Consider the following 23,720-nt stretch of genomic DNA (forward strand, 5'->3'; position numbering starts at 1 on the left):
TGCGCGCCCAAGGTCAGTGCTGCGCCGCCAGCAGGGCCGTGACAGCGGCCTGCACCCGCTGGCCCTCCTCCTGCAGCTGGCCCAGCGCCCGGTCCAGCTCCGCAGAGGCTCCCGTGCCGGTCTGCAGGAGCTGGCACAGCTCGGTCATCCCGACCGCGCCCATCGCCGCACTGCTGCCCTTGAGGCGGTGGGCCAGCCGGGGGACCGACCGCTCGTCGTCCTCGGACCAGGCCCCGGCCTCCGCGGCGTCGGCCAGCGCCGCGAGCGTGTCCGACAGTCCGTCGGCGTAGGTCCCGTACAGGTGCGCGAACGCGTCCTCGCCCAGGTCCCGCAGCTCGTCCACCGTCTCGACGTCCAGGACGCCGGCCACGGCCGCACCGTCAGGGACCTCGCCGGACCGCGGCACCGGAACCGCAGGAGCCGACAGCGGCGTGGGGGCCGCGGGCCGACCGTCCACCGGCGCGAAGCGCCGCAGGGTCGCGTCCAGCGTGGCCAGCCGCACCGGCTTGGTGAGGAACTCGTCGGCGCCCGCGCCCAGGAAGGCGGTGCGGTCGCTGGCGAGCACGCTCGCGGTGACGGCGACGATCCGCGGCTGGGCGATCGGGAGCTGCCGGATGACCGTCGTGGCGTCCACCCCGCCCATCACCGGCATCTGCGCGTCCATCAGGACGACGTCGTAGGCCTGTCGCTGCACCGCCGCCACCGCCTCCTGCCCGTTGGCGACGCGCTCGCAGTCGTGCCCGAGCTGCCGGAGGTAGAGGCCGATCAGGTGGGCGTTCACCTCGTGGTCCTCGGCCACGAGGACCCTCAGCCGCCCTCCGCGGGGCTGCTGGGCGGGGCCGCTGGCCGCTGCCGGGTCCGGCCGGCCACCGGCCTGGAGGCACGACCGCAGGGTCTCGAGCAGCCGCGCCGGCCGGACGGGCTTGTGCAGACGGGCGTCGAACAGCGTCGTACCGGTGCTCTGCAGGGCCGTCGAGCTGCTGAGCAGCACCAACGGCGTCCCGGCGGCTGCGGGGTGGGCGCGCAATCGGGCGGCCAGTTCCTCGCCGTCCATGCCCGGCATGTGGAGGTCCAGGAGACAGGCGTCGAACCGCTCCCCTGCGCCGATCAGCGCGAGCGCCTCCTCGCCGGACCCCACGAGCACCGCGGCGGCGCCGAGGCGCTCCAACTGGTGCTCCACGATGCGCAGGTTGGTCTCGTTGTCGTCCACGACCAGCAGCCGGCGGCCGGCGAGGTCGGAAGAGGCGCCGTGCTCCTGGGCGACGCCCGCCGGGGTCAGCCGCACGCTGACGGTGAAGGTCGAGCCCGCGCCGAGATCGCTGTACACGGTGATCCCGCCGCCCATGGCCTCCGCAATCCGCTGGCTGATGGCCAGGCCGAGCCCGGTGCCGCCGTAGGACCGGGTGATGGAGGCGTCGCCCTGGCTGAACGACCGGAACAGGCGGTGCTGCTGCTCCGGCGCGATGCCGATGCCCGTGTCGATCACCGAGACCCGGCACAGCAGCGTGCCGTCGTCGTCGATCGCGCCGTCGCCGGTGAGGACGACGACGACCTGGCCCTGCGCGGTGAACTTCACGGCGTTGCCGATCAGGTTCATCACCACCTGGCGGAGCCGGGCGCTGTCACCCACCATGCGCCAGGAGCAGTCGCCGGGGATGTCGACGAGGAGGTCGAGCCCCTTGCCGGCCGCCTGAGGAGCCAGCAGCTGGGCGACGTCGTACACGACCTCGTCCAGCTGGAAGGGTGCCTGCTCCAGGTCGAGCTCACCGGCCTCGATCTTGGAGAAGTCCAGGATGTCGTTGATCAGCGTGAGCAGGCTGTCGCCGCTGCGGGACACCGTCTCCAGGTGGCTGCGCTGCTCGGCGGTGAGCTGCGTGGTGAGCAGCAGGTCGGTGAGCCCCAGGACGGCGTTGAGCGGGGTGCGGATCTCGTGGCTCATCGTGGCGAGGAAGGCCGTCTTCGCCTGCCCGGCCCGCTCGGCATCGTCGCGAGCGGCCATCAGCTCGTGCTCGCGGGCCTCCACCAGGAGGTTCCGGTCGTGCAGCGCCTGCCCGAGCACGTTGACGTCCCCGGCGATGTCCCGCAGCTCCTCCGGGCCGTTCTCCGGAGCACGGCGCTCGACGTCGCCGGCGGCGAGCGCGGCGAGCGTCTCCCGCACCCGCTGCGTCGGCGGGATGAGCGTCTCGGAGAGCTTCCGGTTCGCCCGGCGGACGGCGACCGCGACGGCCCCGGCGACCGCCAGGCTGAGGGCGGCCCCGGCCACGACGACGCCGCGCTGCAGGGCCGTGGCGTCGCGGCGCTGCTCCTCCACGAGGACGCGCGCCTCGGCCTCCACCCGGCGGTAGGCGTCGAACCGGAGCTTGTCGCGGTTGAGCAGCGCGTCGAGGGCGATCATGTCGCCGACGGCCGGCTGAGCGGCCAGCACCGGCTGCGCCCACTCGTCGAGGAACCGCTGCTCCGCGGCCGCGAGGGCGGCAAAGGCGTCCGACAGCTCCTCGTCATCGCCTCCGAGCCGCTCCAACGTGGCGTCGGCCTCCGCCAGGTCCGCCGCGCCCTTGACGTAGGGCTCCAGGAAGCGGGCCTCGCGGGTCACGAGAAAACCCCGCAGGGCCGTCTCCTGGTTGAGCATCGCGATGTGCCCGTCCTGGAGCGCGCTGAGCATGTCGTTGGCCCGGTCGACTCGCTCGCCCAGGACGGTCAGCACGACGACGGCGAGGCCGACGGTCGTGAGCGCCACGGCCGTCAACGCGGCCAGACCCACCGTCAGCGGGCGGCGCAGCAACGCCCGGAGCGGCCGTGCGTCGCTGTGGTCACCGCGGGAGGTGGAGAGGGGCACTCCCGGCTTTCGGCCGCGGACCGGCGGGTGTGAAGGCGAGCGGCCGCTACAGCTTGCGTCGCGTCGTGCCGATGCCGGTTGTGCCCCACCCTTCCCGATCGGAGCCCCATGAGCCACGTCCTCGTCGTCGACGACGACCCCGTCATCGCCGATCTCGTCGCCTTCCGGCTGAGCCGGCTGGGCCTCCAGGTGTCGGTCGAGCGTGACGGCGAGGCCGGCCTGGCCGCGGCGCGGCAGCTGCGTCCCGACCTCGTCGTCCTGGACTGGATGATGCCGCGGATGAACGGCCTGGAGGTGTGCCGCGCGCTGCGCGAGGACGCCGACGCCGACCTGGCCCGCACCCCTGTCCTGCTGCTCACCGCCAAGGCCCAAGAGCCCGACCTGGAGCGCGGGTTCGCCGCCGGGGCCACCGACTTCGTCGCCAAGCCGTTCAGCACCCGCGAGCTGGTCAGCCGGGTCACCGCCGCCCTGCCCCCGGGCAGCGTCTCCGCATGACCGTGCCGCTCGGCGGCGCACTGCTCGCGGGAGCGGCGGTGACCGCGCTGATCATCGTGCTGCTCGTCGCCGTCGCCGCCGTCCACCTGGTCCGCAGTCGCCGTGCGGAGCGCGACGAGCTGCGCAAGCGCCGGCTCATGCCGCTGGTGCACGCCGTCCTCGACGATGATCCCGTCGACTCCATCCCGCTGCCTGACGTCCTGGCCGCGCCCGCCGAACTCGACGCGATCGTGCTGGACCTGCTCCCCCAGCTCCGCGGCAGTGACCGGGAGACCCTCCGCGGGCTCCTGGCCGAGCGTGGCGTCGTCGCCCGGGCCGTCACCGACCTGACCGCCCGCAGGTCCTGGCGGCGCGGTCGGGCCGTCTCGCTGCTCGGCTCCGCCGCCGGCACCCACCACGTCGCCGCGATGGCCGCCCTGCTGGCCGACCGGTCCCTGGAGGTGCGCTGTGCCGCCGCCCGTGCCCTCGGCAAGGCCGGCGATCCCGGTGCCGTCGGCCACCTGCTGCACGCGACCGCCGGTGAGCGCGCGTTGCCCAAGGGGGTCGTCGGCATGGCCCTGCTCGACCTCGGCACGACCGTGCTGCCGGTGCTCCGCGACGCCCTGACGGACGAGCAGGGAACCGCCCGCGGGCTGGTCGCCGAACTCCTCGGCGTGCACGGGGACCCCTCGGCCGCCCCGGCGCTCGAGGACCTGGTGCGCGACGCGGGCGAGGACCTCGGAGTCCGCCGGAGCGCGGCCGTCGCGCTCGGGCGCATCGGCTCGCCGACGTCCACCGAGCCGCTGGTCGCCGCCCTCACCAATTCGACCGACCCCCGGCTCCAGCGCACCGCTGCCGAGGCCCTCGGCCGGATCGGCGACCCGACGGCCACCGTCCCGCTGCTCGCCGGGCTGGCCGACGACGACATCGCCGTCCGCGCGGCCTGCGCCGACGCCCTCGCCGCACTCGGTGCGGAGGGGCGGGCCTCCCTCGAGGAGGTGGCCGACGGTCCGGGCGCCGCGGCGCCGGTGGCCCGCGCGGCCCTCGACGAGCTCGACGGCCCGGTACGCCGTCCGCAGCAGGCAGGTGCGGCATGAGCGAGGTCTTCACCGACATCGTGCTCGGCGCCAGCTGGACCGTGCTCGGCTACACGCTGCTCATGGACACGATCATGTTCACCCTGGTGCTGCTGGGTGCCCGCCGGGTCGCCGAGGCACGCCACTGGAAGGGCGCCGAGGGGCACGGCGAGATCTTCGCCAGCCCGCTCACCCCCGCCGTGTCGCTGCTGATCCCGGCGCACGACGAGGAGGCCGGCATCCTCGACACCCTGCGGGCCGCCCTGGGCCAGCGGTACCCCTCCCTGGAGGTGGTGCTCGTCGACGACGGGTCCACGGACCGCACCTTCGAGCTGGTGGCCGAGCGCTACCGGCTGACCGAGATCAACCCCCGGCGCACCGCGTCGCTCCCGGTGAACGGGGAGATCCTGTCCGTGCACAGGGCCACGACCGGCGATCCGCTCGTCGTCATCCGCAAGTCCAGCGTCGGGCAGAAGTCCGACGCCCTGAACGCGGCCCTCAACCACGCCCGCCACCCGCTGGTGTGCATGCTCGACGCCGACTCGCTGCTGGAGGAGGACGCCCTCCTGCGGGTCGCCCGGCCCTTCGTGGAGGACCCGGACAACGTCATCGCCGCCGGTGGGGTGATCCGCGCCGCCAACGGCGCGCTGACCGACCGCGGGACCGTGGTCGAGCCGCGGCTGTCGAGGAACTGGCTGGTCCGGATCCAGGCCGTCGAGTACCTGCGCTCGTTCCTGCTCGGCCGCACCGGCTGGGCCGACGCGAACGCCCTGCTGATCATCTCCGGCGCCTTCGGGCTGTTCCGCCGCGACCTGGTGGTGGAGATCGGCGGGCTGGACCACCGGTCACTGGGCGAGGACGCCGATCTGGTCGTGAGCATGCTGGCCCACCAGCAGCGGGCCGGGGCGCCGCACCGCGTCGTCTTCGTGCCCGAGCCGGTGTGCTGGACCGAGGTTCCCGAGACGCTGCGCGTGCTGGGCCGTCAGCGCCGGCGCTGGTCGCACGGCCTCGCGCAGCTGCTGTGGAAGCACCGCCGGATGATCGGCAACCCGCGCTTCGGGGCCGTCGGCACGATGGCCCTGCCGTTCTTCCTCGTGTTCGAGCTGCTGGGCCCGGTCGTGGAGATCTTCGGGCTGGCCAGCGTCGCCCTGGCCGCCGGGCTCGGCATCCTGGACCTCGGGATCGCCGCGGTCATGGTCGGCCTCGCGCTCGCCGTCGGCACCCTGCTGTCGACCACCGCCATCGCCGTCGAGGTGCTGACCTACCGCCGCTACCGGCGGGGCCGGGACCTGCTGGCTCTCGTCATGGCGGCCGTCGTGGAGAACGTCGGCTACCGGCAGGTGCACGCGTGGTTCCGGCTGCGCGGCCTGATGGCTGCGCTGGCCCGCAGGAAGCCGGTGTGGACGGCGATGCCGCGGGTCGGCTTCTCCGGCGACCCCGCACCCGCCGAGCGGCTGGTGCCGCTCGGCTGACGGGAGGGCGCCACGACCGTGTGCGGTGGCATGTCAGCGGCGGCCGACCGCCTCCATCGCATCCACCCACGTCTGCACGCCGGCCTTGAGCCGCTCGGCGTGGTAGACGCGGTTCCAGCCAGACCAGGTGAACAGGCCCAGGTCGGTGCGCTTCCCCGCGGTGGCCACCGCGATGCCGATGCCGGGAACGGTCACCGTCGCGGCTTCCTGGCCCGGGCCCGTCGGGGGCAGCAGCGCCTGCAGGCTGGACGGATCGGCCATGCCCAGCAGCGCCCACGGCAGGCGGAGCGTGAGGGTGCGCCCGGAGACGGTGAAGGTGTTGCGGCTGTCGTAGCCGGACGCCTGCGGGTCCGTCGGGCCGGAACGGAGAGCGCCCACGTCGAACAGTTCCGCGGGGAACTCGACGCCGGTGGTGGGCACCGTCAGCGGCCGGTTGGTGCTCAGCTGCGAGGGCACCCAGGCCGCGGTGCCCCGGTCGGGCAGCTGGTCGGGGCCGAAGTCGAGCAGCACCGGGTCCAGCGCGCGACGGGTGTACATCTGCCCGCGGGAGGTCGTCGCGTCGATGACCACCGCGTAGTCGGCTGTGGCGTCGTCGACCGCATCGGCCGGGTCGCCGGGCAGCTCGCCGGCGCCGCCGTCGACGACGTCGAACGCCAGCGTGACCGGGGCGGTCGGGGCGGTCGGCAGCCTCAGCGCCAGGGTGACCCACGCCGGGTCGTGGGAGACGGTCAGCTGGGCTCTGTCGCCGGTGAGGGTCTGCGGCGCGCTGTCGGGAGCGGACAGCGGGTCCTGGGCCAGCACCCCGAACCACTGCTCGTTGGTCAGCGGGTCGTGCCACAGCTGCCGTCGGTCGGCGGGCAGCTGCCGGGGCAGGGTGTTCCAGGTGAACTTGAACCATTCGTCGGCCCACGCGAACAGCAGGCCACCGGCCAGACCGAGGTCGTGGATGGTGTGCAGCATGGCGGCGTTCATCGCGTTCGCCTCCTGCTCGGAGTGGTCGCCCTGATGCCGGCCGTTCGTGCCGGCGTGCGCCGACCCGAGAGCCGAGGGCACGCCGAACTCCGAGATCATCACCGGCATCCCGGCGTGGTGGTCCCGCAGCGACCGCAGGTACGCCGCGTAGGCGTCCACGGCGCCGTCGCCGGCCGGGGCGTTGAGGCCTGGCTCATGCCGGAGGAAGTCCGGGTAGTAGGGGTAGGCGTGGTAGCTGGCGAAGTAGCCGCCCCGCCACGCAGCCGTCGGCTGCACGTGGTTGGCGTCGACGTTGGACAGATCCTCATCGGTCAGCGGCTCGTCGGGGTGGCGCAGCGGGTCGGTGGTGGGCCAGTTGGTGAACGCCAGCGGCGCCAGCGCGCCGCGGCGGTGCAGCTCGGTGGCGAGGGTCTCCATGCGGGCGGCGATCCACCGCTCGGTGGGCGTCGCATCGACGGTGCTGGTGAAGAACTGCCCGGCGACGGCCGGAGCGGTCACGTTGCGGGCATCGGAGACCGAGGTGGCGTTCGGGTCCCATTCGACGCCGGCGATCCAGCCCGCGGTCCACGGCGACACGTCCGCGGTCCATGTGCCCTCGGCGCGACCGGGGGTGTCCGGGCGGGAGAAGTCGCCGTGCACCGCGGCGACTGCGTCGACGAGCTCGGCGTCGAAGGCGGCCGTGGGTGCGGCGTCGTAGAGGTCCTGTGTGTCGACGTAGGACTCATCCGGCAGGTACACCCCGGCCATCAGGTACAGCGGCGCGTCGGGGTGCGCCAGGTTGTAGCGGCTCAGCTCGGTGTAGAACGCCGGCGGGTGGATGGTGTAGATGCGCACCACCCGAACGCCCATCTGGCCCATGAGGGTGAACCAGCGGCGGTAGGTGTCGGCGTCGATCGACAGCTCGCCGGGCTGATGTCCGGGTGTGGTCGCCCCGAGGTTGACCCCGGGCAGGAAGGTCACATCGCCGTCGGCGGTGTGCAGCCGGTACTCGCCGCCGGCGGTCTGGGCCACGGCGCTGCGGCCATCGCCGAGGTCGGCCGGTGCCGGAGCCCAGGACTCGCCGCCGGTGGGCACCGGGGTGAAGCCCAGCTCGCTCGACGCACCGGACGTACCGGGGGTGGTGCAGGCGGCCAGGCCGAGGACGAGGCTTCCGGCCAGCAGCGCGCCCGCGGCCCGGGTGAGGCGGCCCGTCACGCCGGCAGCCAGTGCTCGGCGCAGGCGAGGGTGAGCTGTCCACCGGCTGGCGTCGGCGCCCGCAGGAAGCCGCACCGGCCGGCAGGCGCCAGCGGAACGGCGGCGGCGGTGTGCGCCGGGCAGGTGACCAGCTCGTACCCGCCGGCGAGGACGGCGACGACGGCGGTGCCGCGGCGTCGTCCGGACCTGCGCGCGAGCGCCATGGCGCCACCACCGTCCGATCGCGGTCTCGACGAGGGCGTTCTCGCCGGCGGCCCGCAGAGTTGCGCCTGTCGGAACGCACCGTAGCGGAACAAGTACGTTCTGTACGACCCTTCCCAGCGGCAGGTGTTGCCGAAATGGACGCACCCGATAGGCATCCCGGCGTCCGGCCCGCCCGCACCGGCCTCCCCGGGCTCGGGTTCGGGGACAATGGCGTCATGCGCTTCCTGCAGCGGCCCGATCACGACCTCACCTACGCCGACGTCTTCATGGTGCCCAACCACTCGACGGTGGGCTCCCGGCTCGAGGTCGACCTGACCACGCCGGACCGCGTGGGCACCACGATCCCGCTGGTCGTCGCCAACATGACGGCGATCTCCGGACGGCGCATGGCCGAGACCACGGCCCGCCGGGGCGGCCTGGCCGTGCTGCCGCAGGACATCCCCGTCGACGTCGTCGCCGAGGTCGTTTCCTGGGTGAAGCAGCGGCACCCGGTCTACGACACCCCGATCACGCTCTCCCCCACCTCCACGGTCGGCGAGGCGCTGTCGCTGCTGACCAAGCGCGCGCACGGGATCGTCGTGGTGGTCGAGGGCGGCTCCCCGGTGGGCGTCGTCACCGACGGCCAGTGCCAGGGCGTGGACCGGTTCACCCAGCTGTCCGAGGTGATGACCCGCGAGCCGCTCACCATCCCGGCCGGCACCGACCTGCCCAAGATCTTCGACGTCCTCTCCGGCGAGCGGGTCAGCGCCGCCCCGGTGGTGGACGGCGACCGGCTCGTCGGCGTCATCACCAGGAAGGGCGCGCTGCGCTCGGCGATCTACACCCCGGCGCTGAACGGGTCCGGCGAGCTGCTGACCTCGGCGGCCGTCGGCATCAACGGCGACGTGTCCGGAAAGGCTTCGGCCTTGCTCGCCGCGGGCGTCGACGTGCTCGTGGTCGACACGGCGCACGGTCACCAGGTGAAGGCGATCGAGGCGCTGGCCGCGGTGCGCTCGGTCGCCGGCTCGGTGCCGGTCGTCGCGGGCAACGTGGTGACCGCGCAGGGCACCCGCGACCTGATCGAGGCCGGTGCCGACGTCGTCAAGGTCGGCGTGGGCCCGGGCGCCATGTGCACCACCCGGATGATGACCGGCGTCGGCCGCCCGCAGTTCTCCGCCGTCGAGGAGTGCGCCGCCGAGGCCCGCTCGCTGGGCAAGCACGTGTGGGCCGACGGCGGCGTGCGGCACCCGCGCGACATCGCCCTCGCCCTGGCCGCGGGCGCGGCGAACGTGATGGTGGGCTCCTGGTTCGCCGGCACCTACGAGTCGGCCGGCGACATCCACGACGACGGCTCGGGCCGGCTCTACAAGGAGAGCTTCGGCATGGCGTCGGCGCGGGCGGTCAAGGCGCGGACGGCGACGCAGAGCGGCTTCGAGCGTGCGCGGGCCGGCCTGTTCGAGGAGGGCATCTCGTCGTCCCGGATGTACCTGGACCCCGCCCGCCCGGGCGTCGAGGACCTGATCGACCAGATCGTCGCCGGCGTGCGCTCGTCGTGCACCTACGCGGGCGCCCGCACGGTCGACGAGCTGCACGAGCGCGCCGTGCTGGGGGTGCAGAGCGCGGCCGGGTACGAGGAGGGCCGCCCGCTGCCGACGTCCTGGTGACGCCCGCGTGAAGCCGCTCCCCCTTCCGGTGTTCGAGGCGCTGGTCGCCGACGCGCTGGACGAGGTCCCGCCGGAGCTGATGAAGCTCATGGACAACGTCGTCGTCCTGGTCGAGGACCGGAACGCCGAGGAGCCGGACCTCCTCGGGCTCTACGAGGGCTACGCGCTGACCGAGCGAGGCTGGGAGTACGGCGGGGCGCTGCCCGACCGGATCATGATCTACCGCGAGGCCATCTGCGACATCTGCGAGACGGCCGAGGAGATCGTCGACGAGGTCACCATCACCGTCGTCCACGAGATCGCGCACCACTTCGGCATCGAGGAGGAGCGCCTCCACGAGCTCGGCTGGGGCTGACGTCCCGCTTTTCCGCGGTAAAGCAGCCCGCTTTTCCCGGGAAAAGCAGGGACGGGGGCGGCGGGTAGCGTTTCGCGGCGTGCCCGACAACATCGCCGCGACCGGCAAGCTGCCGATCAAGATGCTGCACGACCGCATCCTGGTCGCGCTCCGCAAGGAGGACGGCGACCGGCGGTCCAGCGGCGGCATCCTGATCCCCGCGACCGCACAGGTGGCCAAGCGGCTGGTGTGGGGCGAGGCCAAGGGCGTCGGGCCGTCGGTGCGCCAGGTGAAGGTCGGCGACCAGGTGCTCTTCTCCCCCGAGGACCAGCACGAGGTCGAGGTGCACGGCGAGGACCTGATCATCCTGCGCGAGCGCGACGTGCACGCCGTCGCCGCCGAGCGCATCGAGGAGTCCACGGGCCTGTACCTCTAGGTCAGACCTCCCCGTCCTCGCACTCCCCGGTGTCCCGGAGGCTGCGCGCCTCGGGGCACAGGAACCGCTGCCAGTCGGAGCTGCGGTAGTGGTCCCGCCGGTGGTCGAGGAAGGTCTCCATCCCGCCGCCGGGTAGCGCCCGGTGGTAGAAGAACACCGGACCGCTGTCGACGCCGTACCCCTCGACGAGCAGCTCCGCGCCCGCGCCGGCGGCGAGCGCCGCCTCGAAGCAGTCGACCGCCGCCCCCTGCGGCTGGTCCTGCCCGACGTACTGGGGGGTGCGACCGCAGTCCGGCAGCACGGGCCGGTCGGCGAAGGCGTCCGGAAGACGGATCGGGGCGGGCGCCAGGGCGTACCCGCCCCCAAGGCCGGCCAGCACGAAGGCCATGAGGCCGACGAGCCACTGCCAGAGCCATTCGCCGGGCACGTGCCCACCCTCCCTTCCGGGGCGCCGTGGATCTCGCAATCGTGCGAGCTCTCCGGTTCAGCCTCGCAGCTGGCCACCCTGGAAGTACTGCACCCACACGCCCCGCACCAGCTGGACCTCGCCCACCGGATAGCCCAGGCGCCCGTTCTCCCAGCCCTGCGCGGCCCACCTGTCCCGGATGGTCCCGGAGACGCGCACCGACCCCGACCCGAGCGAGAAGTACACCGATCCGCCCTGGAAGTGCTGCCCGCACCCGCCGTTCCGCAGTCCGCAGATCGGATTGCCGACGGGATAGCCGAGCGGCCCGTTCTCCCAGCGGTCGCGCTCCCAGCGGTGCCAGATGGGGGCCTCCGGGGTGTACCGCCCGTACATGAACCAGGCTCCGGTGGCGGGAGACCAGTAGATGGTTCCCTGGGCGAAGTGCTGGCCGCAGCCCCCGCCGCGCAGTCCGCAGAATGCGTCGCCCATCGGGTAGCCGAGGCGGCCGTTCTCCCAGCCCTGGCGAGCCCAGGCGTCACGGATTGCGCCGGAGACGATCCGCCCTGGCGCAACGTTGCTCATGCGGTAGATCGACCCGCCCTCGAAGTGCTGCCCGCACCCCTCGAGAGCCAGCCCGCAGAACGCATTGCTGACGGGGTAACCGAGCGCACCCCGTTCCCACCCCTGGGCCTTCCAGACCGGGGAGAGGTAGTCCTGCACCGTGAACGCCGGACGGCCGGGCACCCCGTAGATCGACCCCTGCTCGAAGTGCTGGCCGCACCCGCCGTTGCGCAGGCCGCAGAACGCGGCGGACGTCGGATAGCCCACCTGGCCGCGCTTGCCCTGGGAAGCGCTCCACCGGTCCCACATGGGTCCTCGGCGGATGGCGTGGGCGACGGCGGTCTCGGCGGACCAGACGATGGAGCCGCCCTGGAAGTGCTGCACGCAGTCGGCCGGGCCGTCCGTGCACGTCTGCTCGCTGGTCGGATAGCCGAGCAGCCCACCTTCCCAACCGTGGGCACCCCATCGCTGGATCACGTCCCCGTACACGGCGTGGAGCCCGCTGCCCGGCGACCAGTAGATCGAGCCGCCCTGGAAGTGCTGGCCGCAGCCGCCGCCGCGCAGCCCGCAGAAGGTGTCGCTCACCGGGAAGCCGAACGCGGAACGCCGGAGTGCGTGGCTCGGCCAGTCCCGGAGATCACGCCACCCGACGTAGAAGTCCGGCCGCGTGACCGCGCGCGCTCCGGTGGTGGCCGACCAGATGATCTGACCGTTCGCGTACCTCTTGATGCAGCCCGGGAGTATCCAGCCGGAGCACGTCGCCCCGACGTCCGACGACGGGCCGAGCAGCCCGGCGTCGCCGCCCAGCTGCGTGTGCTTCTGGTCGATCGCCGCGCGGCCCTGACTCGACAGGTCCTGCACGGGCGCCTGGGCGCGGGCCGTCCCCGGCGTGACGAGGAGCGCCAGTAGGACGGCGACGACCGCCATCACCGCGGCGTGGAAGCGAACCCTGCGACCTGCGCCCACGCCGACTCCCCCGTCGCGTCCGAAGACTCGTCTGCTCGGGCGGAACGTAGCGGGCTTCGGGCCGGCCGGATAGCCGACTGAGGATGCGAAACGAGGTGGTCCGGAACAACGTCGACGACGCCGGCGCACGACGCGCGGAGACTCCCTGCCGCGGGCCTTGCCTGCGAGCCTTGCGGCCAAGACCATTCCGCCATGACACGCGTGGCGGCCCGGCCCCGTTCCTGGGCCGTAGCCCTGTGGGCGCTGTTCGTCGCGGCGTCCGCCACGGTGGCCGCACTGCCCGACGACCCGGGGACCATCCCGGGCGCCTGGCTGGCGATCCTCGCGGTGCTCGGGGTGCTCGCCTTCCGCGGCAGCAGGACCGCCTACGCCGTCCTCGTCGCACTGAACGGGGTGCTGCTGGCCACGGTGCTGCTGCTCGCCGCCCCGCTCCCGCCGACGCTCTGGGGGTTCTACGCGCTGGTCGCCGCGGCGCTCACCGCCCTGGTGGGCATCCCCCTGCTCGTGCGCTCACGCTCCGCCGTCCAGCAGCTCACCTGACGCGGCTGCGCCGGATGTGCACGAATCGTCGCCTCCGCGCGCGCGAGGCAGCCGTTCGTGCACGAACGGCGGTCAGGCCGGCGGCTCCGCGCGGGGGTGGCGCGTGATGACGGCGGTCATGTCCTCCAGCCAGCGGCGGACGACGGCCAGCTCCTCGTCGCTGTAGTCCTCCATCGCGGCCACCAGGTCCCGGGCCAATCCGCCGAAGTGCTCGGCACCGGCGGCCATCGCGGACTCCGACATCTCCAGGCCCACGCGCCGCCGGTCCTCGGGATCGCGCACGCGCCGCACGTGACCGGCCCGTTCCAGCCGGTCGACCAGCGCTGTCACCGAGGCCGAGCGGAGGTCGACCGCCTCGCCCAGCCGGCCGGCCGTGAGCGCCTCCCCGCGCCGGGCGGCGTCCATGATCGCGACCAGCGCCCGGACGTCGGTGCGGTTGAGCTCGTGCACGTCCGCGAACCGCTGGCCGACCGCGTCGAGCTCGACGTTGAGCCGGCGCAGGAGGAGGCCCAGCTCCTGGCGGGCACGGGTCGCCTCGTCGTCCACCCGGCACCTCCCACTCGCACGTCGTCCCGCTCCGCGATAATGTCTCGACGATCGAGATAATCGACCGTCAAGGGACATCATGCCTCGCCGCACCCGCATCCTCCGCTGGCTGATCCCGGCACTCGTGGCCGTCGCCTGGCTGGTGATCGCCGGCCCGCTGGGCTCGTTCAGCGGCAAGCTCGGCGAGGTCTCGGAGAACGACTCCGCCGCCTTCCTGCCCGACAGCGCCGAGTCCACGCAGGTCACCGAGCTGCAGCGGCGGTTCCAGACGGAGCGGGCACTGCCGGTCATCCTGCTGTGGGAGAGCGACGACGGCGCCCTCGACCCCGCCGCCCTGACCGAGGCGCAGCAGCGGCTGGACGACGCGGTGGGCATCGCCGAGGACGCCGGCGCGTTGAAGGGCGAGCCGTCGCCGGTCATCCCGTCCGAGGACGGCATCGCGGTGCAGGCGGTGCTGCCGTTCGACCCCGACCTGGGCGATGCGCTCCCCGAGATCATCGGCGAGCTGCGGGACCTGCCCGCGACCGACGGCGCGACGCAGTACGTCACCGGGCCGGGCGCGGTCTTCTCCGACTTCGCCGAGGGCTTCTCCGGCATCGACGGGCTGCTGCTGCTCGCGGCGTTCGGCGTCGTCCTGCTGATCCTGCTGGTCGTCTACCGCAGCCCGCTGCTGCCGCTGCTGGTCATCGGCACCGCGGCCATGGCGCTGGTCGTCTCGCTCGCGGTCGCCTACTTCCTCGCGAAGCAGGGATGGATCGACGTCAACGGCCAGAGCCAGGGCATCGCGTCGATCCTGGTCGTCGGCGCGGCCACCGACTACGGCCTGCTGCTCGTCGCCCGCTACCGGGAGGAGCTGCGCCGCGAGGAGTCGAAGTACACCGCGATGCGCGTGGCGCTGAAGCAGTCGTGGGAACCGATCCTCGCCTCCGGCGGCACGGTCGTCCTCGGCGTCCTCTGCCTGCTCTTCTCCGACCTGGGCTCCAACCGCGGCCTCGGGCCCATCTCCGCGGTGTGCATCGCCTTCGCCATGCTGGCCGCGCTCACCTTCCTGCCCGCGCTGCTCGTGCTGCTCGGCCGGGCCGCGTTCTGGCCGTTCCGGCCGAAGTTCGGCGAGGAGCACGTCCACGGCCGGGGCTGGGAGCGCATCTCGACGTCCGTCGGCCGCCGCCCGGGCCGGTACCTGCTGGGCAGCGCCGGCGCGCTCGTCGTCCTCGCGCTGTTCCTGCCGACGTTCGACTCCGCCGGCATCCCGCTGTCCGAGGGCGTGAGGGGCGGCTCGGAGTCCGGCGAGGGCCAGGAGGTGCTGGCCCGGCACTACGAGGCGGGCGCCGCCAGCCCCGCGGTCGTCATCACCCCGGCCGACGGCTGGCGGGAGGTCGCCGACGCCGTGGCCGGCACCGACGGCGTCGCCGGGGTCGAGCCCTTCACGGGGGACCGGCCCGGTGGCGACCCGCTCGAGGTGGACGGACTGGTCCGGCTCGAGGCGACCCTGACCGACGCCCCCGACAGCGAGGCGGCGCAGAGCACCGTCTCGGACCTGCGGACGACGGTGCGAGACCTCGACCCCGATGCCCTGGTCGGCGGCACCTCCGCGCAGGACCTGGACACGCAGGAGACCGCCGCCCGCGACCTGCTGGTCATCGTCCCGCTGGTGCTGCTGGTGATCACCGTCGTGCTGGGCCTGCTGCTGCGGGCGGTCGTGGCGCCGCTGCTGCTGGTGGGCACCGTCGCGCTGAGCACCGCTGCGACCGTCGGCGTCGCCGCGCTGGCCTTCGAGCACCTCTTCGACTTCCCGGGCAGCGATCCGCAGGTGCTGCTGATCGGCTTCGTGTTCCTCGTGGCCCTGGGGATCGACTACAACATCTTCCTCATGACCCGGGCCCGCGAGGAGTCGATGCGGCACGGGACGAAGGACGGCGTGCTGCGGACCCTCGCGGTGACCGGCGGGGTGATCACGAGCGCCGGGCTGGTGCTGGCGGCCACCTTCGGCGCGCTCACCGTGCTGCCGCTGGTCATCCTCATCCAGCTCGGCTTTCTCGTCGGCTTCGGCGTCCTGCTCGACACCTTCGTCGTCCGCACGCTGCTCGTGCCGGCCGCCGTGCGGCTCGTCGGCGACAAGGTCTGGTGGCCCAGCGAGCTCGCGAAGGGCCCGACCAGTTGATCATCGTCGTACGGCTGACCCCACCGGCATGTCGGCCAGCCACATCACGATGATCAACTGAGACGGGCCGGGGACGTCAGCCGGCGACGACGATCCACACCAGCAGGACGACGCCGATCGCCACCCAGATCAGCGGCACCCGGTTGACCCAGCGTGCGGCAGGGTGCCGGCGCAGACCGAGGAGCACCCAGGCGGCGACCGTCGTGCCGAGGGCGACGAAGGGATACGCCCACCACGCCAGGATCACGAAGACCGCGAAGACCGACTCCCAGTTCGCCAGCCCCATCGTGCCGCCGATGGCCAGCAGGAACCACGGCAGCAGGTAGACCAGGTAGCAGCCCTGCAGCACGGCGAGCTCGATTGCCGTCCGCCGTCGCCCTGCGTCCGGCACGGGCACGTCGTACCGGCCCACCGGCGTCGGGTGCATCACGGCGGCGGAGCGTAGCGGCGGGTCAGCCCCCGAGGTCGCCGGCGCGCACGCGGGCCAGCCACCCTTCGGCCTCGGCGAACGCGTCGTCGGCCGACTCGTCCTCCACCGCCCGGTTCTCCCGCCCGTCCGATCGCGGATAGGAGCCCAGGAAGCGCACGTCCTCGCACACCCGGTGCAGAGCGGCCAGCGCCTCGCCCACCCGGCGGTCGGCGATGTGCCCCTCGCAGTCGAGGAAGAAGGAGTAGACCCACAGCCGGTCGCGCAGGGGCCGCGACTCGATGCGGGTCAGCGAGATCCCGCGGACGGCGAACTCGCGCAGCACGTCCAGCAGTGCACCCGTGCGGTCGGTGACGACGGCGACCAGCGAGGTCTTGTCGTTGCCGGTCGGCGCCGGCAGCGGCCCCGGCCGGGCGACCAGGACGAAGCGGGTGACCGCGCCCGCGTGGTCGGCGATGCCCTCGGCCAGCGCATCCAGGCCGTAGCGCTGCGCCGCGATCGCCGCGCACACGGCCGCGTCGTACTCCCCCGCGGCGACGGCGGCCGCCGCCCCCGCCGTCGAGCTGGCCGGGAGCGGCGTGATGCCGGGCAGGTTCGCCTCGAGCCAGCGGCCGGTCTGGGCGAGCGCGTGCGGGTGGCTGGCCACCGAGCGCACGTCGGCCAGCGTCGTCCCCGGCCGGACGGCGAGGGTGAAGGCGACCGGCAGGAACACCTCGCGCGTGATGACCAGCGGATCGCCGTCGGCCAGCCCGTCCATGGTGGCCGGCACCGAGCCCTCCACCGAGTTCTCCAGCGGCACGAGACCGGCGTCGGCGTCCCCCGATCGGACGGCGGCCAGCGTCGCCGGGACACTCGAGCGGGGGTTCCGCGTTCCCTCGCCGGTGTCGATCACGCTGCTCAGGGCGGCCTCGGCGAAGGTACCCTCGGGGCCGAGATAGGCGAACCGCGTCGGAGACGTACTGGGCTGCATCCCGGGCATCCGACGAGGGTAGTGCGGGCGGGGCGGCTGGTAGGCGACCCGGGGGAAGCTGCCTCGCTGACCGGCAGCCCGACCCCGGGTGCCCGGACGACGACCCGCAAGTGGAGGTGGCGTGCCCCCTGCCTCGGCTGCCGCTGCCTCCTCCGGCCCCTCACCGGCCGAGCTGGCCCGGCTCCAGGCGGCGCTGTGGAGGCTGCTGGCCGTCGGTGACCGGGACGACGACACCTTCCGGGGGCTGCTCGACGACGTCGACGACGCACTGTCCGGCGCTCAAGACCCGTACTGGTCCGCGTGGCGCTCGGCGCTGGCCGCCCGCCGCAACCTGACCGACGGCGAACCGGACGCTGCCGCGGAGTCCGTCGCCGCCTCCCGCGAGGCGCTGCACGCCTGCCTGCCCTCGGCGTGGACCGCGCTCACGCTGGCCTACCTGGCCCACGTCGAGGTGACCGCCGACCGGGTGGACGCCGCGATGCTGATGGCGGTCGACGCCAGCCTGCTCACCGAGGAGCCCTCGGCCGAGGACCCCTCCCGCCCCCTGCTCCAGGCGCACCGCTGGCTCTCCCTCACGCTGGCCGGCCTGGACCTCGAGGAGCTCGCCGTCGCGCACGCCGGCCGGGCGCACGCCGTCGCGGCCCTCCTCCCGGACCTCGACGACCAGTGGCAGACGCTCCTGCTCAGCGCGCAGCGGCACGCGGAGCTGGCCCAGACGCTGCACCGCCGCGGCGACGAGGAGCGGGCGCGCGAGCTCGCGGAGGAGGCCATCGGTTGCGCCATCGCCGCCCGCGAGCTCGACCGCGAGCCCGCACCGGCCGAGGCCGACCTCCTCGACGTCGTCCAGGCGTGGGCGCTGACCTGCGCCGACGACCTCGACGGCGCGCTGGGCCCGCTGCGCCGCGTCCACCGGCACGTCCAGGGTGACGGCGGCCTGTGGCTGCGCGGCTACACCGATCTGGTCCTGGCCCGGCTGCTGGCCCGGCTGGCCGCGCGGGACGACGACATCGAGCGTGGCGAGGAGGCCGTCGGCCTGCTGGTCGACGCCGCGGGTGCCTTCGCGGCCTCCGGCGACCGCCGCCGCTACCGCCAGTGCCTGCTGGAGCTGGGGCAGAACACCGCCGACCTGGGCCGGCCCGCCGAGGCGCTGCACTGGCTGGAGGCCTATCGCGCCGACACCGGGCGCGCGCACGCCCGCGGTCGCGAGCTGTGGGCGGAGATGTTCGTGCGCCGGAGCCGGCTGCGCGAGGCCGAGCGGCAGGCCGCCGTGCTGCGGCGGCACGCGCTCGAGGACCCGCTCACCGGTCTGGGCAACCGGCGCAGTGCCGAGCGCCGGCTGGCCGGGCTGCGGTTCGGCGAGGAACCGCTGTCGCTGGCCGTGGTGGACGTCGACCGGTTCAAGGAGGTCAACGACGGCGCCTCGCACACCCAGGGCGACGTCGTCCTGCGCCGGGTCGCCGACCTGCTCCGCGAGCACAGCCGCACCGACGACGAGGTGTTCCGCTGGGCCGGCGACGAGTTCCTCGTGCTGCTGCCGACGGCGACCGAGGCGCAGGCCGTCGTCGTCATGGAGCGGCTGCGCGCCGCCGTCGCCGCGGCCGACTGGTCGGACCTTCGGCTGACCGAGCCGGTCACCGTGAGCGTGGGCGTGGCCACCGCGCCCGAGGTGGACGAGGGCCACCCCGAGCCGGTGGTCGGCTGGCGCGCGCTGTTCGACACCGCCGACCTGCTGCTGTTCTCCGCGAAGCGCAGCGGGCGCAACCGGGTGCGCGCGCCCGGCGGGTCAGCGGCCCCGGTTCCCGGCGAGGACGACGCGTGACCGCCTCCCCCGGATGGGACGGATGGGGCACGACGGACGGGGGGCGGCGCGTTCACGAGAACGTGCTCGACAGCGCCGGGGGGGCCGTGCACAGTGCGCTCGTGCCACCCGGAGCCCTGCACCAGCGGGTGACGGCCGCCCTGGCGAACTGGCGGCTCGACGACGCCGAGCAGCTGCTGTCCGGCGTCGACTCCGAGCCCTCGCCCTACCAGGCGGCCGAGCCCGACCCGGTCACGCCCGGCTCCTCCGACCTGGGCCGCGCCTGGGCCGACACGCTCCGCGCCGAGCTCCTGGTCCGCCGGCTGCGCATCGCGGGCTTCACGCTGGTCGGCGAGCCGGTCACCACCGGCGGGCCCGAGTCCGAGCGCGAGCCGGCCCTCGACCTGCACGCCGGCGTCGCCGAGCTGATCGACGGCAACGGGACGTCCGGCCGCGGCGGCGACACCGACCTGCGCGCGGAGTCCGCTTCCCGCGCGGCGCTGGCCATCGCGCTGGTCCGGTCGGCCAAGGCCGCCTTCGACGCCACCGACGACGACCTGCAACGGGCCGCGGGCCTGGCGCGGCACGCGCGCATCGAGCTGCTCTCCCGGCGGATCGACGCCGCGATGGACGAGGCGGTCGAGGCGGCCAGCCTGCTCGACCCGGGCCTCCCGCCCAGCCGGCTGCTCGTCGACACCCTCGGCACGCTGGCCGGCGTCCTCGCCGACCTGGAGCTCATGCCGCTGGCCCTGGACTTCCAGCGCCGGGCGCACGAGGCAGCGCGGGCCGCCGCGGCCGACCCGACGCTGCTGGGGCGGGCGGGGGACGACGACGTGGCCGGGGACGCCGAGGTCCTCGTCGCGGTCGCCGCGACCCGGCTGGGCGAGCTGTGCGCGGAGCTCGGTGAAGGGCTGCTCGACGACGGGCTCCCCGAGACCGCGGTCCCGCACTTCGCCGAGGCCCGCGCGCTGGCCGAGGAGGCGCTGCAGCTCCTGCCCCCGGAGGCCCCCGGCGTCGTCGCGGCGCAGATCGTGCACGGCTGGGCGCTGGTCGGGCTGGGCGAGCACGCCGCCGCGACCGGTCCGCTGCGCGCCGCCGTCCGCATCACCTCCGCCGCCGACGACCGCGCCCAGCGGGCCGCCGCCCAGCTGGCGCTGGGCCGGACGCTGCGCCGGCAGGGCGACTCGGCCGGCGCCGACGAGCACCTCGCGTCCACGCTGGAGCTGGCCACCGACCACGGGCTGCCCCGGCTGCGCCGCGCCGCCCTCCGCGAGCTGTGCACGCTGCACGCCGAGCTGGACGACGCCGGCCGCGCACTGCCCTACCTGCAGGCCTACCTCGCCGACGAGCTGGACCGGGTGGACGAGCGGCGCACCCGGTGGGTGGAGCTGTTCGGCCGGCGCAAGAGCCTGCTCGAGACCGAGCGGGCCGCCGGCCAGCTGCGCCGCCAGGCCTACGAGGACCCGCTCACCCACCTGCCGAACCGGCGCTACGCCGAGGCCCGCCTCGACGGGCTGCTCGCCGGGGGCGGCGTGCCCGCGCTGGCCGTCGTGGACGTCGACCGGTTCAAGTCCATCAACGACGCGATCGGCCACCCCGGCGGCGACGCCGTGCTGCGGGCGGTCGCCGAGCTGCTCATCGCCGGCGTCCGCGACACCGACGAGGTGTGCCGCTGGGCCGGCGACGAGTTCGTCGTCCTGCTGCCCGACACCACCGCCGAGCAGGCCGAGCGGGCGCTGGAGCGCACCCGCCGCAAGGTCGCCGGCTACGACTGGGCGTCGCTGGGCCTGAGCACGCCGGTGACCATCAGCGTCGGCATCGCCTCCGCGGCCCGCGGCGACGACCGGCGCACCCTCTTCGCCGCGGCCGACGGCGTCCTCTACGACGCCAAGCGCAGCGGCCGCGACCGGGTCGTCCGGCTGTCCGGCGTGACCCAGAAGCGCGCCGGCGGCAGCGCCCTCGACGTCCTGTTCGGCGGCTCCGCCGGGCCGGCTCCCGCCGGGGACGACGTGGTGGGGGCTGCCGGGGACGACGGCTTCACCCCGCTCGTGGGCGAGGCGGTGCCACGGGCCGCGACGCCGGCCGACCCTCCGCTCGGCGTCGACCGTCCCGGAGAGCCGATCCTCGGTCCCCGTCCGACCCCCGAGCCGGAACCCGCACCCGCTGCCGCGACCGAGCCCGCACCCGCCGTGCGCCGGGCCGCCGTGCCCGAGCCGGAGGTCGTCTGGGCGACCGGGCGCACCACCGAGCAGGTGCTGGCGCTGGTCCGCGAGGCCCGCCGCGGGCACCCCGACCGCCCGGCCCTGGTGCTGCGCGCCGAGGCCGCGACGCTGGTCGCCCTGGCCACCGAGCACGACGCGTACACGACGATGGACGCCGCCGCGGGCGCCGCCGCCGTCGGCCCGCTCCCCGAACCGGTCGGCCGGGTCGCGGTGATCGGCGCCGGGGGCGCGGACACCTCGGTGGCCGCCGAGGCGGCGTTCGTCGCCCGGGTCGCGGGCAGCGAGGCCGTGCGCCACGAGGACGTCGCCGGCAGCCGGGCGCGCGCGCTGCTGGCCGATCCCGGCCGACTCGCCGACGCCGACTGCCTGGTCGTGGTGGCCGGGCGGGATGCGGCGCTGGTCGCGACGCTCGGGGCCCTGACCGACGTCCCGGTCGTGGCGGTGCCGACGTCGGCGGGCTCCCCGGCGGGCATGGGCGGCCTCGGTGCGCTGCTGACGATGCTCCACTCGGCCGCGCCGGGCGTCTCGGTGGTCGACGTGGACAACGGGTGGTCGGCCGGGGTCTTCGCCGCCCGCGTCGCCCGCCGCGCCGCCCGCTGACCCTCGAGCTCCCTCCGCCCCCGAAGTTGATCATCGTCGATCGGCTGCCCCCTGCGGCGTGTCGCACAGCCGGATGCCGATGATCAACTTGGCGTCGGGGCGGAGGTTGCCGCGCCGGCTCGTCCAGCTCTTCCTGGGCCTGGCGCTCTACGGCGTCTCGATCGCCGCGCTGGTGCTCGCCGACCTCGGGCTGATGCCGTGGGACGTGCTGCACCAGGGGCTCGCCGGGCTCGTCGACTGGTCGCTGGGCACCGTGATCATCGTCGTCGGCGTGCTGGTCCTCCTGGCCTGGATCCCGCTGCGCGAGCGGCCCGGGCTGGGCACCGTCAGCAACGTCGTCGTCGTGGGGCTGGTGGCCGACGCCGTGCTCGCCGCGGTCGACCCGCCGTCGTCCCTGGCGGTGCGGATCGCCCTGGCGGCCGGCGGCATCCTCGTGAACGCCGTCGCGACCGCCGCCTACGTCGGCGTGCGGCTGGGCGCGGGCCCGCGCGACGGCCTGATGACCGGTCTCGTGCGGCGGACCGGCCGCTCCGTCGGGCTGGTGCGCACCTCGATCGAGGTCGCCGTCGTCGTCTCCGGCTGGCTGCTGGGCGGCACGGTCGGCGTCGTCACGGTCGTCTACGCCCTGGCGATCGGCCCCCTCGTGCAGCCGCTGCTCCCCCGCCTGACCGTCCTGCCGGGCGGCCCGCCCGACCCACCCGAGCCCACCGCGAGCTGATCACCCCGGCCGGGCGCGCAGTCCGGCGGTCACGACGGGGACGACGGCGAGCACGAGGACCGCCGTCGCGGCGGCACCGCCCAGCGCCCACGCCGCGAACACCAGCACGCCGGCCAGCTCGACGCCCAGGCCGGCCACCGAGGTGACCGTCGCGCGGTGCGGGCCCTCGATCCGCTCCTGCAGCCGGGCCTCCGCCGCGACCAGCACGGCCAGGTAGAGGCCGTAGGCCAGGGCGAGCGCGGCCACGGTCCCCGGCGCGGGCAGCACCGCGGAGACGGCGAGCAGCAGGGCGGCCGACGCCAGGAGCGCGGGCAGCACGCCGTCGGGCACCTCGTCGGCCCGCCCACCCGCTGCCGCCCCGGCCGCCCCGGCCAGCGCGATCGCCAGGACGGCGAACGGCACGGCGCCGGTCGGCACGCCCCGGTCGGCCGCCAGCACCGGGAAGTACTCCTCCATCGCGTCCAGCCCACCGACGAGGGCGACGGCACCGACGGCGATCCGCAGCGGCGCGTGCCGCGCGACCTGCCCGGCGGCGGCCCTCAGCGTGGCCAGCAGCGCACCCGCCCGCTCGCGCGGCGGCTCGGGAAAGCGCAGCGCGAGGGCGCCGGCGGCCAGGCTGATCCCCGCGCTCGCCCAGGCGACCAGCCCGAAACCGCCGAGGGCGTGCAGCGCGGCGGCGGCGAGGGCCGTGGGCACCTGGGCCAGCAGCTCCACTGCGGTCATCCGGCCGTTGACGCAGGGGAACGCCTCCTCGGCGCCCACGTCGACGAGGCCGTCGTAGACCAGCGCCTCGGCGGTGCCCGAGTACAGCGCGCTCGAGACGCCCCACAGCGCGAAGCCGGCCGCGAAGCCCGCCGTCCCGGGTGCGACCGCCCACAGCCCGAAGGCGGCCGCCTGCAGCACCGCCCCGCACACGAGGACGCCACGGCGCGACCACCGGTCGGCCAGCGCGCCGGCGGGCACCTCGGCCAGCACCGCCGCGACCGACCAGACGGCGAACAGCCCCGAGATCTCCGCCGTCGACAGGCCGGTGTCCAGGAACAGCAGCGCGTACAGCGGGTACAGGGGCACGAACTCGGACAGCGCGGCCCAGCTCACCGCCAGCCGGGCCAGGGGCCGGGCCGCCGGTGGGAGTGCGGAGGAGTCAGGAAGTCATCGTCGGCG

The 23,720-nt window shown here is 74.6% G+C and carries 20 protein-coding genes; 11 read left to right on the forward strand and 9 right to left on the reverse strand.

What is annotated here, in order from left to right:
* Positions 1-13: 13 nt before the first annotated feature.
* Positions 14-2,836, reverse strand: coding sequence for a hybrid sensor histidine kinase/response regulator (locus BLS70_RS12640; RefSeq protein ID WP_091768181.1), 2,823 nt, complete (start codon positions 2,834-2,836; stop codon positions 14-16).
* Positions 2,837-2,944: 108 nt separating this feature from the next.
* Here BLS70_RS12640 and BLS70_RS12645 point away from each other — a divergent pair, with 108 nt between their 5' ends.
* The 3 genes from BLS70_RS12645 to BLS70_RS12655 are packed head-to-tail and all read left to right on the forward strand — an operon-like array spanning position 2,945 to position 5,858.
* Complete coding sequence (locus BLS70_RS12645; RefSeq protein ID WP_091768183.1) at positions 2,945-3,331, forward strand: response regulator transcription factor; 387 nt, start codon at positions 2,945-2,947, stop codon at positions 3,329-3,331.
* Positions 3,328-4,407, forward strand: coding sequence for a HEAT repeat domain-containing protein (locus BLS70_RS12650; protein WP_091768186.1), 1,080 nt, complete (start codon positions 3,328-3,330; stop codon positions 4,405-4,407). The genes BLS70_RS12645 and BLS70_RS12650 overlap by 4 nt, the downstream gene beginning before the upstream one ends.
* Entirely contained in the window at positions 4,404-5,858 is a 1,455-nt protein-coding gene (locus tag BLS70_RS12655; protein WP_091768189.1) for a glycosyltransferase family 2 protein, read from the forward strand. Before BLS70_RS12650 ends, BLS70_RS12655 begins: the two co-directional genes overlap by 4 nt.
* Before the next feature lie 33 nt (positions 5,859-5,891).
* Here the strand turns inward: BLS70_RS12655 and BLS70_RS12660 are convergent, their stop codons facing one another.
* Positions 5,892-8,024 carry a hypothetical protein gene (locus tag BLS70_RS12660; RefSeq protein ID WP_218122395.1) on the reverse strand — a complete coding sequence of 711 codons (2,133 nt, stop codon included), beginning with the start codon at positions 8,022-8,024 and terminating at the stop codon, positions 5,892-5,894.
* A complete protein-coding gene (locus BLS70_RS20815) occupies positions 8,021-8,227 on the reverse strand; it encodes a hypothetical protein (protein ID WP_091768195.1) in 207 nt (68 codons plus the stop codon). Before BLS70_RS20815 ends, BLS70_RS12660 begins: the two co-directional genes overlap by 4 nt.
* Before the next feature lie 216 nt (positions 8,228-8,443).
* Here BLS70_RS20815 and BLS70_RS12670 point away from each other — a divergent pair, with 216 nt between their 5' ends.
* The 3 genes from BLS70_RS12670 to BLS70_RS12680 all read left to right on the forward strand — a co-directional run bounded on the left by BLS70_RS12670 (position 8,444) and on the right by BLS70_RS12680 (position 10,641).
* Positions 8,444-9,871, forward strand: coding sequence for a GuaB1 family IMP dehydrogenase-related protein (locus tag BLS70_RS12670; protein ID WP_091768197.1), 1,428 nt, complete (start codon positions 8,444-8,446; stop codon positions 9,869-9,871).
* Between the two features lie 7 nt (positions 9,872-9,878).
* Positions 9,879-10,226 (forward strand): metallopeptidase family protein, encoded by a 348-nt coding sequence (locus tag BLS70_RS12675; protein ID WP_091768200.1) that lies wholly within the window; start codon positions 9,879-9,881, stop codon positions 10,224-10,226.
* 79 nt (positions 10,227-10,305) lie between these two features.
* Positions 10,306-10,641 carry a GroES family chaperonin gene (locus tag BLS70_RS12680; RefSeq protein WP_255362436.1) on the forward strand — a complete coding sequence of 112 codons (336 nt, stop codon included), beginning with the start codon at positions 10,306-10,308 and terminating at the stop codon, positions 10,639-10,641.
* 1 nt (position 10,642) lies between these two features.
* Here BLS70_RS12680 and BLS70_RS12685 read toward each other — a convergent pair whose 3' ends face one another.
* Together BLS70_RS12685 and BLS70_RS12690 are read right to left on the reverse strand one after the other, a co-directional pair.
* Positions 10,643-11,068, reverse strand: a complete 426-nt coding sequence (locus tag BLS70_RS12685; protein ID WP_091768202.1) for a hypothetical protein — start codon at positions 11,066-11,068, stop codon at positions 10,643-10,645.
* A gap of 57 nt (positions 11,069-11,125) precedes the next feature.
* The gene (locus tag BLS70_RS12690) at positions 11,126-12,574 is read right to left on the reverse strand and encodes an LGFP repeat-containing protein (RefSeq protein ID WP_176946388.1); all 1,449 of its coding nucleotides are present in this window, start codon (positions 12,572-12,574) and stop codon (positions 11,126-11,128) included.
* A 192-nt stretch (positions 12,575-12,766) separates the two neighbouring features.
* Here BLS70_RS12690 and BLS70_RS12695 point away from each other — a divergent pair, with 192 nt between their 5' ends.
* Positions 12,767-13,114 carry a hypothetical protein gene (locus tag BLS70_RS12695; protein ID WP_143030407.1) on the forward strand — a complete coding sequence of 116 codons (348 nt, stop codon included), beginning with the start codon at positions 12,767-12,769 and terminating at the stop codon, positions 13,112-13,114.
* Positions 13,115-13,186: 72 nt separating this feature from the next.
* Here the strand turns inward: BLS70_RS12695 and BLS70_RS12700 are convergent, their stop codons facing one another.
* A complete protein-coding gene (locus BLS70_RS12700; RefSeq protein ID WP_255362437.1) occupies positions 13,187-13,660 on the reverse strand; it encodes a MarR family winged helix-turn-helix transcriptional regulator in 474 nt (157 codons plus the stop codon).
* Positions 13,661-13,739: 79 nt separating this feature from the next.
* Here BLS70_RS12700 and BLS70_RS12705 point away from each other — a divergent pair, with 79 nt between their 5' ends.
* Complete coding sequence (locus BLS70_RS12705) at positions 13,740-15,821, forward strand: MMPL family transporter (RefSeq protein WP_091768211.1); 2,082 nt, start codon at positions 13,740-13,742, stop codon at positions 15,819-15,821.
* A gap of 76 nt (positions 15,822-15,897) precedes the next feature.
* Here BLS70_RS12705 and BLS70_RS12710 read toward each other — a convergent pair whose 3' ends face one another.
* Positions 15,898-16,251 carry a hypothetical protein gene (locus BLS70_RS12710; protein WP_091768214.1) on the reverse strand — a complete coding sequence of 118 codons (354 nt, stop codon included), beginning with the start codon at positions 16,249-16,251 and terminating at the stop codon, positions 15,898-15,900.
* A 22-nt stretch (positions 16,252-16,273) separates the two neighbouring features.
* Entirely contained in the window at positions 16,274-17,227 is a 954-nt protein-coding gene (pheA, locus tag BLS70_RS12715) for a prephenate dehydratase (RefSeq protein WP_255362438.1), read from the reverse strand.
* A 112-nt stretch (positions 17,228-17,339) separates the two neighbouring features.
* Here pheA and BLS70_RS12720 point away from each other — a divergent pair, with 112 nt between their 5' ends.
* The 3 genes from BLS70_RS12720 to yczE all read left to right on the forward strand — a co-directional run bounded on the left by BLS70_RS12720 (position 17,340) and on the right by yczE (position 22,556).
* Entirely contained in the window at positions 17,340-19,037 is a 1,698-nt protein-coding gene (locus tag BLS70_RS12720; RefSeq protein ID WP_255362439.1) for a GGDEF domain-containing protein, read from the forward strand.
* Between the two features lie 101 nt (positions 19,038-19,138).
* Positions 19,139-21,838, forward strand: coding sequence for a diguanylate cyclase domain-containing protein (locus tag BLS70_RS12725; RefSeq protein ID WP_255362440.1), 2,700 nt, complete (start codon positions 19,139-19,141; stop codon positions 21,836-21,838).
* Between the two features lie 79 nt (positions 21,839-21,917).
* A complete protein-coding gene (gene yczE / locus BLS70_RS12730; protein ID WP_091768223.1) occupies positions 21,918-22,556 on the forward strand; it encodes a membrane protein YczE in 639 nt (212 codons plus the stop codon).
* On the opposite strand, the gene BLS70_RS12735 is transcribed toward yczE, so the two are convergent.
* A complete protein-coding gene (locus BLS70_RS12735; protein WP_091768226.1) occupies positions 22,557-23,654 on the reverse strand; it encodes an MFS transporter in 1,098 nt (365 codons plus the stop codon).
* Positions 23,655-23,720 lie beyond the last annotated feature (66 nt).

The sequence above is a fragment of the Blastococcus aurantiacus genome (assembly GCF_900102425.1).
Classification (GTDB): domain Bacteria; phylum Actinomycetota; class Actinomycetes; order Mycobacteriales; family Geodermatophilaceae; genus Blastococcus; species Blastococcus aurantiacus.